General features: G+C 38.5%; 8 protein-coding genes. 5 read left to right on the forward strand and 3 right to left on the reverse strand.

Features of this window, described 5'->3' with window-relative positions; translation table 11 throughout:
* Positions 1 to 224: 224 nt before the first annotated feature.
* On the forward strand, positions 225 to 1916 hold the full coding sequence (locus tag CYTFE_RS0117385; protein WP_027472844.1) for a Na/Pi cotransporter family protein: 1692 nt from the start codon (positions 225 to 227) through the stop codon (positions 1914 to 1916).
* Positions 1917 to 2179: 263 nt separating this feature from the next.
* On the opposite strand, the gene CYTFE_RS0117390 is transcribed toward CYTFE_RS0117385, so the two are convergent.
* The 3 genes from CYTFE_RS0117390 to CYTFE_RS0117400 form a co-directional block, all read right to left on the reverse strand.
* Positions 2180 to 3376, reverse strand: a complete 1197-nt coding sequence (locus tag CYTFE_RS0117390; protein WP_027472845.1) for a homoserine dehydrogenase — start codon at positions 3374 to 3376, stop codon at positions 2180 to 2182.
* A gap of 72 nt (positions 3377 to 3448) precedes the next feature.
* Positions 3449 to 4744: an O-acetylhomoserine aminocarboxypropyltransferase/cysteine synthase family protein gene (locus CYTFE_RS0117395; protein ID WP_027472846.1), complete on the reverse strand. Its 1296-nt coding sequence runs from the start codon at positions 4742 to 4744 to the stop codon at positions 3449 to 3451.
* 568 nt (positions 4745 to 5312) lie between these two features.
* Positions 5313 to 6269 (reverse strand): hypothetical protein, encoded by a 957-nt coding sequence (locus tag CYTFE_RS0117400; RefSeq protein ID WP_154665691.1) that lies wholly within the window; start codon positions 6267 to 6269, stop codon positions 5313 to 5315.
* A 326-nt stretch (positions 6270 to 6595) separates the two neighbouring features.
* Here CYTFE_RS0117400 and CYTFE_RS0117405 point away from each other — a divergent pair, with 326 nt between their 5' ends.
* The 4 genes from CYTFE_RS0117405 to CYTFE_RS0117420 are packed head-to-tail and all read left to right on the forward strand — an operon-like array spanning position 6596 to position 13115.
* A complete protein-coding gene (locus tag CYTFE_RS0117405; protein ID WP_027472848.1) occupies positions 6596 to 7210 on the forward strand; it encodes a TetR/AcrR family transcriptional regulator in 615 nt (204 codons plus the stop codon).
* Between the two features lie 22 nt (positions 7211 to 7232).
* A complete protein-coding gene (locus CYTFE_RS0117410) occupies positions 7233 to 8543 on the forward strand; it encodes a TolC family protein (protein WP_027472849.1) in 1311 nt (436 codons plus the stop codon).
* 22 nt (positions 8544 to 8565) lie between these two features.
* On the forward strand, positions 8566 to 9693 hold the full coding sequence (locus CYTFE_RS27045; RefSeq protein WP_081736023.1) for an efflux RND transporter periplasmic adaptor subunit: 1128 nt from the start codon (positions 8566 to 8568) through the stop codon (positions 9691 to 9693).
* A gap of 11 nt (positions 9694 to 9704) precedes the next feature.
* Positions 9705 to 13115 carry an efflux RND transporter permease subunit gene (locus CYTFE_RS0117420; RefSeq protein ID WP_044262888.1) on the forward strand — a complete coding sequence of 1137 codons (3411 nt, stop codon included), beginning with the start codon at positions 9705 to 9707 and terminating at the stop codon, positions 13113 to 13115.
* Positions 13116 to 13142: the final 27 nt, after the last annotated feature.

Here is a 13142-nt window from a genome sequence, read left to right on the forward strand (position 1 = left end):
CACGAAGGTATGGAAGCCAAGGATAAAACCACAGCCACAACAAATTTTATATTACTTTAACATACTGTTTATGAATAAATGCCATCTTTCGTACATATAGCCCCAAAATAAGAGCGAATCGTAAACTTTTCTGAATAATTCATCATCTATTTATCTTTAAAAACAACTTCAATCTGAAAATGTTACTATTTTTATAGCGCCAACTTCACGATTAAAATTGTCAAATGGATTATTCGTTAATAGATTTACTAAAACTGATAGGAGCTGTAGGCCTCTTCCTGTATGGAATGAAGCTCATGAGCGAAGCCCTTCAGAAGGTTGCAGGCTCCAAGATGAGAAGCATATTTGCCGCGATGACCTCCAATCGTTTTTTGGGTGTACTAACTGGCTTGTTAGTTTCTGCTACCATCCAGTCGTCCAGTGCCACCATTTTAATGGTCGTTAGTTTCGTAAATGCCGGTTTGGTTTCGTTGATGGAATCTATCGGTGTAATAATGGGAGCCAATGTGGGCACTACCATTACCGGTTGGCTCATATCTTTGTTCGGATTTAGGTTTAACTTTACGGAATATGCACTACCCTTAATGGCTGTAGGTTTTCCTCTGGTATTTTCCAAGAGTACCCGTCATAAGTCATGGGGTGAAGCCATTATTGGCTTCTCCATCTTATTTATGAGTCTTGACTTCATCAAAACCACCTTCCCGGACGTCAATAGCAGCCCCGAAATTTTAAGTTTCTTATCCGACTATACCAACTTAGGCTTTGCATCCATCCTACTCTTTCTTCTTATTGGCAGCCTACTTTCCATCATCGTACAATCCTCAGGCGCTACCATAGCCATTACCTTTGTCATTTGTAGCCAGGGATGGGTACCCTATGAACTTGGTGCAGCAATGATTTTAGGCGAAAATGTAGGAACCACCATAACCCCCAATATTGCAGCCACCATAGGTAATATCTCGGCCAAACGAACTGCTCGCGTTCATATGTTATTTAACCTACTAGGCGTGGTCTGGATGTTATGCGTTTTCACACCCTATACTTCTTTTATTAAAGACAGCCTTAGTAACGTTAATGCTGTTTCTGTAAAAAACCCACAGGCTCTTATTCCTTTCGCCCTGGCCCTGTTTCACACCTCCTTTAACATCATTAACCTACTTCTCTTTATAGGCTTTGTTCCATTCATACACCGCGTCATTATTGAACTTGTTCCTCATAAAGGTGAAGAAGGAGAAGAGTTTAAACTTAGATATATTACCACTGGCATGCTCTCCACCTCCGAACTTTCTATTTTACAAGCTAAAAAAGAATTACAGTCCTATGCCAAGCATACCAATAAAATGCTAGGATTCAACAGAAAATTATTACTGGAGGAAAACGAAAAGAAATTTAACAGACACTATGCCAATATAGAAAAATATGAGTCAATCAGTGACGATGTGGAAGTGGAAATCGCCAATTACCTGGCCAAAGTTTCACAGGGAAAACTCAGCGAACAAAGCCGCGCAAGAATTAGAGCCATGTTAAAATTGGTCAGTGATTTGGAAAGTATCGGTGATAGCAGCTTTACACTGGCCCGTATCATCAATCGCATGCATAAAAACCACATCAAATTTTCACCCACCATGATGGATAAATTAGATTTGATGTTTAATTTGGTAGAAGAATCCTTAACAGCCATGCGACAGAATTTAAACACCGAAGAGAAAAAAATTGAACTGACAAGAGCCAATAAAATTGAACAACAAATTAACCAATACTACCACCAACTAAAGTCTGAACACCTGGAAAGCCTAAAAAATGACGATTACTCCTACGATGAAGGAATTGTTTTCACCGATATTTTTCACGAATGTGAGAAAATTGGAAATTACGCCATCAATGTATCTGAGGCCTTATTCGAAACCAAGCGCTAAATTATAATATTTTGTCCACAGATACTGCTTGTTAAAACGGCAAAATATTTTGTTTTACATCCTAAAACAAGCATTCTTCTGTGGACAATAGACACAAAGCATTTCTTTGCACCCGAAACCAATTCCTTTAGTTCTTCTCGAGAACTAAACACACAATCAATCAAGAACTTATTAAAATGAGACACAGCACCGCTATGGTGAATTGAAACAAGTTAACTGCCTACTTGACTGGCAGTAATTTTAATTCGAAACAGATTTTCTAATTAATAGTTTAACGTCTTTCGGGTCACCGCAATAAAAATATCCATCTCCCTAAGGTGATCTTTGATGGCCAACAATTCCTTAATAGAAATTAAGCCAATCTTATAATTATATTCCGGACCTGTATATTCCTCTGATATACTAATAAAATTAAAGTGAGCTAAATCTTCATCCTTTCGATACCGAAGATAGATTTCGATCTCGCCCGACTGCACATATAAAAATTCTTTATAAAAATTCTTTTTCTTGTACTCATATTTATAATCATGACCAATGGCAGTAATATCAGACAGAACAGCAGAACCGGTTGGATAACCTCCAGCTCCTTTACCAAACATAAACTGCTTATCATAAGCTAATCCCTTAATCACAACACCATTAAACTCATCCTCCACATTGTATATATACTTATCCTTCTTCACCAAGCGAGGCAATACAAACAAAGAAATCTTATTCTCTTCGAGTTTTTCAACCTGCCCCACCAACTTAATCTTGTAACCTTTTTCTCGGGCAAAGCGAATATCAAAATCCGAGATATTCGAAATGCCATAATGAAGCACTTCTTCCGGATTCACTACCGTACCAAAACTGTGGGCCGTTAAGATCACTAGCTTAAATAAGGAATCGAAACCATCCACATCAAAACTAGGATCCGCCTCGGCAAACCCCAACTCCTGCGCTTCTTTTAACGACTCAGCATAGCCCTTGTTTTCTTCAAATATTTTTGACAGTATATAATTTGAGGATCCATTAAGAATTCCGGTAACAGACAGCAACAAATCATTGTCATAATACTCCTCCAGGTTGCGAATAACAGGTATACTACCACAAGCAGAAGCTTCATACAGCAAAGAAACCCCATATTCTTCTTGAAGCTTGATGAGTTCCGCCAAGTTTTCTGCAATCATTTTTTTATTAGCCGAAACGACATCTTTCCCATTTCTTAAAGCAGCGGCGACAATATGGAACGCAGCATCTGCATCCGATATTAACTCAACAACCAAATTAATATTTTCATCCTTCACCAACTCTTCACCAGAATAGCAGAACATACTTTCAGGCAAAGCACGTTGCCTTTTATTCTTTACACAAATTTTTACGATCTCAGCATCCAAAGCCGGACTTTTTTGAAGCACATCATATAAGCCCTGTCCAACTACGCCGAAACCGACCAATCCAATTTTTAATTTTTTTTTCATCTTATCAGGATAATGAATCTATTAAATTAAGAATAATATGGGGTACAATCATTTGATGATACCCCATGAAAATTATGAATTCTTAAAACCTAGTTCTAAGTCAGCCAATATATCATCAATATGCTCAATACCAACAGACAAACGAAGCAATCCGGGCTCCACACCTGCTGCCTTTTGTTCTTCAACAGATAATTGTTCGTGAGTGGTTGTGCTGGGATGTATAATGAGTGTTTTTGCATCACCAATATTTGCTAGATGACTCACCAACTCTAGCGACTCAATAAACTTATCGGCTCTATCGTTGCCTCCTTTGATCTTAAAAGTCATAACGCCACCAAAACCACGTTTCAAATACTTTTTAGCCAGTTCATGATAGTTCGAGCTAGCCAATCCTGGATAATTTACATATTCTACCTCCGCATGACCTTCTAACCACGATGCAACTTTCAGGGCATTCTCCACTGTTCTGTCTAGTCGCAACGACAACGTTTCCAGTCCTTGTATCAACAAAAATGAGTTAAAAGGACTCAATGTAGGACCAAAGTCACGCAAACCTTCCACACGACAACGAATAGCAAAGGCGATATTTCCAAATGGACTACCCTCACCAAAAACATCCCAGAACTTCAGTCCGTGATAACCTTCACTAGGTTCGGTCAATGAAGGAAACTTACCATTGCCCCAATTGAAATTACCCCCATCCACAATCACTCCTCCAATAGATGTTCCATGACCACCAATCCACTTAGTAGCAGATTCCACAACAACATTAGCACCATGTTCCAACGGACGAAATAAATAACCCGCTGCTCCAAAGGTATTATCAACAATCAAAGGGATACCATGACGTTTGGCAATCTCACCCAGTTTTTCAAAATCAGGAATATTAAACCTTGGATTACCAATGGTTTCAACATAAATAGCCTTTGTATTTTCATCAATACGAGCCTCAAAATCCTTCGGATCATCACCTTCTACAAAACGAACATTGATACCCAGACGTTTAAACTGGACTTTAAACTGAATAAAAGTACCCCCATATAAATACGAGGTAGACACAAAGTTATCTCCCGCCTGCAAAATGTTGGTTAATGCAATAAACTGCGCCGCTTGTCCTGAAGCTACAGCAACGGCAGCTGTACCCCCTTCAAGAGCCGCCATTCTTTTTTCAAAAACATCGCTAGTGGGATTCATAATACGCGTGTAGATATTTCCAAACTCCTTCAAACCAAACAGGTTAGCTGCATGTTCCGAATCATTGAACAAGAAAGATGAGGTTTGATAAATGGGTACAGCACGCGAATTAGTGTCAGAATCAACCTGATGTCCTGCATGTAATTGTAGCGTTTCAAATTTTAAATCAGCCATGATATATAATATTTAATAAATAATAAAACAATAGCAATTCCACTTCTGAATGCGTGACGCATTATATTAAGAAGTTATTTGTTTTTATTATTCAAATACAATGCGTCGCGACATTACAATGTCATCATCATTCGACACATCATATCCAATACCATAAAAGAATGATTTGTAATAGCCTTTGAACCAAAGCTATTGGCATTAGTAGAAGTAGATATATAATTTATACGAATCACAATAAATTTTCGTTTACACAAATAAAGGAAATAATAAAGACAAATAAAAGAGTTTATCATCTTATTTAATAGGCTTTTCCATTTTTTTTAATTTCATAACGCAACCTTTTACAAAAATACAAGTCTAAGTAACTGTAACCATTTAAAAAAATCACCAACTATGAAAAATGTCCTATTTACAAAATTATTCAAAATCAACAAATTAGACATCCCCGTAAGATTCCTACTACTACAAGTGCTCGTGCTAATGGCAGCTATTTTTTTAATAGCCTTATAGTACAAAAAGACCGAAGGCTGTCTCCAAAGTTAAACATGAAAAGGCAGCCTTCAAGCAATTATCTTTTGAAGAGTCCTTCCTCACGCCCCTGTTTAAGTCCAAAATGATAAGTCAGGTCTACAATAGGCAATACAGGCGTTTCTGTTCCCTTACCCAAGGTGAGCCAATAACCAGCCATCAGTGAAAAATGAGGACTTATCTTCAATCTGAGCGACGAATTCTGTTCCAGAGAATTGCCTGCACTACCATCAGAGAACAAAGCTCTTACAGCCACTGTGGCATACAAATTTTTGCGAACATAAAAATCGCCTTGCAGCCTAGCCGAGCCAAAACCACCTCCCCCCAGAATCACATTGCTTCGTTGGCGAAGGAGTTTTCGTTGCATATATTCAACATCAGTCTTCTCTACCTCAAACCCATAATCATAGGCAATGGCACCCGTAACAACAATATAGGCCTGTTCAACACTTCCGCACTGAATATCCTTTAAAAAAGGCTTACTCAAAATAAGTTCATTCTTAACCCCAATACTAATAGGCAAATTTCTATCCAGTGGAAATATGCTGGAGTATTCCATTTTTTGTCCCCAATATAACATGGGAGCATACGAATACACTTGATGACGTGAAGCAAAATACCATTCACCCCCCAACCATTCTTTTTTTACGTAAAAAGCCGGTACCACTCCCAAACCAGCCAATGAAGTACCAAACTCAACACCTTTTCTGACAGAAAACCGTGATGGCATAATAATACTAATATCACCGGCCCGTTGAGGAACCACACCAGCTGTCTCATAACTCCAAACAAAATCGGTACGAACATTGGAAGCCTTATAGCCCATCGGCTGCAGCGGATTAAACTTATTATATTCACTCTTTTTATTGGCGTCCTCCTGTCTTTTTCGAATTTCGCGTTTACTGGTTCCCTTATTCCTCCTTTGCGACATTAAAAAGGAATGCTGACTGGCAAGCAGCACCAGTACCATGAAAAACAATTTAAATGAACTATTCATCCCGTTGTAGTTTTAGCGATCCATTTATTTCGATGAAACCATCCTGACATTTAACCATCCGCATAGTCCTCCTTCAAAGTTACAAAGCCTACAGACCCGTTACATCATCATTACACCCTATATAATATTACATAGTTAATAAAACGAAAAGAAAACCAAAATATTTTGATGGATTTTAGACAAAAAACAATCATCAACAAATTACTAGTCTATACCTCCTTTTTAACGAATACAAGAATTTCTGCATTCAAGTCACAAAAAACTCTAAAAACTTTTAGTGTAAAAATAGTTTCCAATTAGAAATACCTTTCTTACATTTACACACAATGAAGAAGAAAGATTACATAGAAAAGATAACCCAGCTTTTTTTACAATATGGTATTAAGAGTGTGAGCATGGATGACATAGCCAAAGAACTGGGGATTTCAAAAAAAACACTTTACCAAATATATAGTGACAAAACAGAGCTAGTAAAAAAAAGCATTAACCATATTCTTGAGGAGATGGACAAAATCATAGAAGAGTTTAACAATTCCTCTCTAAATGTCATTGAGAAGGAGGTCCATCAACGTAAAAAATACATAGATACCTACTTAAAAATTAAACCGACATATTTATTTGATTTAAAAAAATTTTACCCGCAAATATTCACCGATTTTGTGGAACACAAAAATAAAATGATCATAAAAACAACCAGATCATTTATTGAAGAAGGGCAAGATCAAGGTTTCATCAGACAGGATTTAGATGCTGATTTTATAAGTAAGCTGTCCATAACCTTGGCTTTTGCAGTATTTTATCCTGAAGTCAGCACCATATCAGAAGCAGACCTAACATCTAAACATTTTTCCAATCAGTTTTTTATTTATCATATGAATGGTATTTGTTCTGAAAAAGGACGCAAGTTATTTAATGAACTAATACATAAAGATTCGCTTTAAACATATAATAAACCAACAAGATATGACATCCAATATCAAACTACTGCTTATTCTATGGATAGCTGGCATTTCCCTTGAAGGAAGTGCACAATCAGACACATTAAAAGTCTCTTTGAGACAAGCCATGGCCTATGCCACCGAGTTCGGCTACCAGAGTATCAATGCGCAACACGACATAGAAATAGCACAAAAAAAAGTAAATGAAACCATTTCTATTGGTTTACCGCAGATAACAGCCAGTGGTTCCCTAACCAAGAACTTGCTTATTCAAGAAATCGTTGCACAGATAGACGGACAAACCCAACGATTTAAAATGGGAACCAATTACAGCAGTTCCTTTGGAGCACGTGCAGAACAGCTATTATTTGATGGCTCTTATCTAGTTGGTCTACAAGCTAGCAAAGTATACGTACGTTTATCAGACAATGCCAAAGAAAAGACCGATATCGAAATTAAACAAGCTGTTGCTGAGGTATATTTTTTAGCCTCCATGGCCGAAAAAAACATCCAAGAATTTGAAAGAAGTCTGAAAATAAACGAGAAAACATACCAGGAAACAAAGGTCTACTTTGACAATGGTATGAAAGAGGATATTGATGTGGATCAAATCAAGTTAATGGTAAATGAATCCAGACGTTTGTACCAAGAAGCCCTGCGACAAAAAGCCATCACAATGGCCATCCTGAAATTTTCAATGGGCTACGACATTGACAAGCCACTAATAGTTACAGAGAGCGTTACCGAATTATTGTCTCCCATCCCTCTCAATCCGGAGTTAGATTTTGAAATGAACACTCACATTGATTATAAAACACTGCTCACACAGATAGACATTCAGGGCTTGGATATTAAAAACCAAAAAACACTAGCACTGCCCAGGTTAACAGGTTTTGCAAGTTATGATTACACCATGCTGGGCGATCAATTAAACGACCTAATCAATACGGATGCAGCAGCTATCGGACTAACCTTGAGTATACCCATATTTTCCAGCGGCTCACGATCTGCTCAACTCAAACAAAAAAAACTGGAACTCACCAAGCTAACTGTTGAAAAGCAAATGCTGGAACAAAGCTTAAAAAGAGATTTGCTGGTTGCAGAGACCAACCTCAAAAACGGAAAAATACAATATGACAACGCAAAAGAAGCACTGGATATTTCAACCAGAATATATCACAAATCCTTGGTCAAATTCAAAAATGGTATCATGAACAGTCTCCAACTATCGCAAATTGAAAATAGCATGATAGAGGCTGTTATCACGCTAAGCCAAGCCTCTTCCAATTATTTTAATATGTATATCAATTATCAAAAGATAACATCGCAATTGTAATATTATAAAAATACGCTACCTCATGAAAAACCTTATAAAAAACACCATACTTACGATACTGATAATGACGGCATCGGCATGTGGCTCCTCTGTAGACAAACCTACAGAACTTGCGGCATACAAAAAACAAATGACTGAACTTAAAAAGAAGATATCCTCACTAGAAAACCAATTACAAGCAGAAGAAGGAACATCTGCCAACGTGGTAAACGTGACCGCAGACATCATACGACCTAAAACCTATGACCATTATATCGAAGTGACAGGTAAGGTAAAGGCCGACGAAAATACAATTATCAGTCCTGAAGGCGCCGGTAAAATAACCCAACTTTTAGTGGAGGAAGGTGACAAGGTGCGCAAAGGACAAGTATTGGCATATTTAAATACCGACGCCATAGAAAGCCAAATTATGCAGGCCAAGGCAGGTGTAGAATTGGCCGTTACCACCTACAATAGACAAAAGAATCTTTGGGATCAACATATCGGATCCGAAATAGAATACTTACAGGCCAAATCCAATAAAGAATCGCAAGAGCAAAACCTAAAAGCGTTACAAGCACAACTGGCCATGTCAACTGTAAAATCTCAAATAGAAGGTATTGTAGACGAGGTTTTTCAGAAAAAAGGGGAAATTGCAGGACCCGCAATACCTTTTGCTCGCATCGTAAATATCGATGATATTTATATTAATGCGGAGGTGGGTGAAAGTTACTTAGGCCAAATCAATAAAGGAGACACCACAACGGTATATTTTCCAGCCCTCAAAAAAACTGTTGATGCCACCATCTTCAGATCGTCGATGATAATCAACGATATTTCCAGAACTTTCAGGGTACGCATTAACCTAAAAAATACAGATCATGTGATCAAACCAAATCTGATATCCGTTGTGAAACTAAAGGTGTATAAAGCTAAAGATGTGCTTATTGTTCCATCCATACTGGTTAAACAAGATTTTAAAGGCGAATTTATTTTTATAGCTGAGGTAAAGGACGGAAAAACATGGGCAAAAAAACAATACGTTCAATCTGTTTTTAACTCCGATAACAAATCTATTATTAAGGAAGGACTAAAAGATGGCGATGCCATTATCACCCAAGGCTACGACCAAATTGTGAACGGAACCGAAATATCAATTGTAAACCATTAAGCAATACTGTTATGGCTCAAAGAAAAGACGAGGATGTAGAAGAGCATGGCTATAGAAAATTTAAGCCCACTTTTGCTGCCTTAAAAAATAAAAACACCATATATCTATTAACCTTTTTCCTATTTATTGCCGGTATCACCTCCTATCAATCCATGGAGCGTGAACTGTTTCCTGAAGTGGTCATTCCATATATTATGGTCCGTACGCTTCACCCAGGTAACAGTCCCTCAGACATGGAGAATCTGATCACACGACCCATAGAAAAAGAATTAAAAGGTTTGAACGGCGTAAAAAAAATGTCATCATCCTCTTACCAGGATTATAGTTTAATTGTTGTTGAATTTGAAACAGACGTAGAAGTTAAACAAGCTTTACAAGATGTCAAGGACCAAGTGGATAAAGCGAAAACAGAGCTTCCGGATGACTTAGACGAAGACCCCGTTGTAGATGATATTGATTTCACCGAATTCCCCATCCTTAATATTAATCTTTCGGGAGACTATTCCATCTACGAACTAAAAAAGTTTGCCGAGGACCTGCAAGATGACTTTGAAGCCTTACGTTCAGTGAGAGAAGCGGACATCATTGGGGTGGACGAAAGAGAGATTCAAATCAATGTAGACCCATTCAGACTAGAAGCCATGGATCTTACATTTTACGATGTGGAGCAAGCCCTCATCGCTGAAAATGTCACCATAGGAGCCGGTGAGCTCCGGATAGATGGAACCCGACGATCCATCACCACTCAGGCCGATTATCGATCCATCGAAGAAATAAAAAACACCATTGTCAGCGCAAAAGAAGGACATATCCGTTACATCAAAGATGTAGCAGAAGTGGTGGATGGTTTTGAGGAAAAAACCTCCATATCAGTTCTAAACAGACAGCCTGTGGTCACACTATCTATCGTAAAAAGAAGCGGAGAAAACCTCCTGGATGCCACAGAACAGATCTATAAGATCATAAACGAGCGACAAGCCGATGGCTTGCTCCCTAAAGATATTAAGATCGTTATCACCGACGATCAAAGTACCAGCATCAAAGACCAGATCAGTAACCTTGAAAACAGTATCATCATGGGAATGCTATTGGTAATACTGGTTCTTTACATTTTTATGGGTATCCGAAATGCTATTTTTTCGGGACTGGCTATCCCCATGTCTATGTTTATTTCTTTTTGGCTGCTATCACAGTTTGGCTATACAATAAACACCATGATCTTATTTGGCCTGTTACTGGCACTGGGTATGCTGGTAGACAATGCCATCGTGGTGGTTGAAAATGTATACCGTTTACACGAAGAAGGCTTGTCTAAAATGGAAGCGGTTAAAAATGGAGTCAGTGAAATTGCAATTCCCATCATCTCCTCCACAGCAACCACCTTGGCCGCCTTCTTACCCTTGCTGTTTTGGCCTGGTATCGTAGGCGACTTTATGAGCTATATGCCCATAACCCTCATCATAGTCCTGTCTTCATCACTCTTTGTAGCCTTGATTCTAAATCCTGTTTTTGCAGCCCGTTTCATGAAAATTGAAGACATAAGAGCCAAGAAAAACAGAAAAGTACTATTTTCTATCGTTGGTGGAATGGCCCTATTGGGTCTGATATTTTACACTTTAGGATCCATACTTTGGGGCAATATTTTTATACTCCCCCTGCTAATCACTTCCATTAATATATTGGCCACAAAACCTTTTGCCATATGGTTTCAGGAAAAAGGCATTCCTCTCATGGAGAATATGTACGAGAAAACTTTAAGAAAGGCATTGACTAAAAACACATCCGTTATATTGCTGATTTCCTCTGTTCTGTTATTTATTTTCTCCATCATATTTTTCAGCGGAAGCAACCCCAACGTCATATTTTTCCCTGAGAATGAACCCAAAACAATATACGTAACAGCCGAACTGCCCCTCGGTACAGACTTGGATATGACCGATTCTTTGACTCTGAAAGTTGAGGATAGAATATACGAAACACTCAACCAATACGAACATATTGTTAAGTCGGTTGGTATAACGATCGGTAAAGGCAAAGGCGGTTTGTTCGAAGGCGACCGCTCACCTAATAAATCGTTAACCACCATTACTTTTGTGGAGTACGAAGACAGACATGGAATTAGCACTACCGCTATTATGCAAGAACTCACCAAATCATTTCAAGGTTTTGTGGGTGCCAAAATATTTATCGAGAAAGAAGACGAAGGACCTCCAGTGGGCAAACCCATTAATATAGAGGTGTCTGGGGATGATTTTGAGCAGCTCATTGCTACCTCGCAGGATATCATACGCCTCATCAATGAAGACAAAATACCTGGCATAGAAGAACTCCAAATGGATATCAACCCCAACAAGCCCGAAATGCTACTGGAGATCGACCGGGAGAAAGCGCGCCGTTTCGGTTTATCAACATCTATGATTGCCAGCACTATCCGTACTGCCGTATACGGTAGCAATGTAGATAAATACAAAGAGGGAGAAGATGAATTTGAAATGATGGTGCGACTGGCAAAAAAATACCGCAGCAGTACCACCCAACTCTTAAACTTAAAGATACGAGTGGAGCATGACGGAACACCCTATTATGTGCCTATTTCATCAGTGGCTGATTATAAATACACATCCACCTACGAAAAAATTAATCGCATTGATAATTCAAGGGTCATAACAGTCTACTCTAATGTTAACGAAGGATACAATGCCAATGTAATTAACGCACGCATCAAAGAACTATTGGCCGACTACCCCAAACCGAAGGGTTGCAAGTGGAAGATGACAGGAGAACAAGAAAGCCAACAAGAGACTTCTGACTTTTTGGTGGGAGCTTTGCTATTGGCCGTTGCCTTGATATCCATGATACTTATCACCCAATTTAACTCAGCCATTAAACCTTTGATTATCCTAGGAACCGTACTTTTAAGCACCATCGGCGTATTTATGGGTCTGGCTACTTTTAAAATGGATTTCGTAATTCTGATGACAGGTGTGGGTATTGTTTCATTGGCTGGTATCGTGGTGAATAACGGTATTGTCCTAATCGACTACATCGATATTCTACGAAAAGAAAAGAAGAAAGAAAAAGGACTGAAAGAATACCAAAGATTACCCATGGAAGATGAAGTGGAATGTATTATTAAAGGCGGTAAAACAAGACTTCGTCCGGTTCTGCTCACAGCCATCACCACCATACTCGGACTTGTACCCTTGGCCACTGGTTTTAACTTCGATTTCTTTGGTTTACTCAACGAACTAAACCCACACATATATTTTGGAGGTGACAACGCCGATTTCTGGTCACCTATGTCATGGACTGTGATCTTTGGCTTGAGCACTTCTACCGTACTCACTCTGATCATGTCGCCAGTTATGTTTTTAGTAGCTGTCAGACTTAGAAACAGACTATTCTCCGAAAAAAAAGAATAAAGTCTTGCAGCCCATCAACACCATCAA

Source organism: Saccharicrinis fermentans DSM 9555 = JCM 21142 (genome assembly GCF_000517085.1).
In the GTDB taxonomy this organism is placed as follows: Bacteria; Bacteroidota; Bacteroidia; order Bacteroidales; family Marinilabiliaceae; genus Saccharicrinis; species Saccharicrinis fermentans.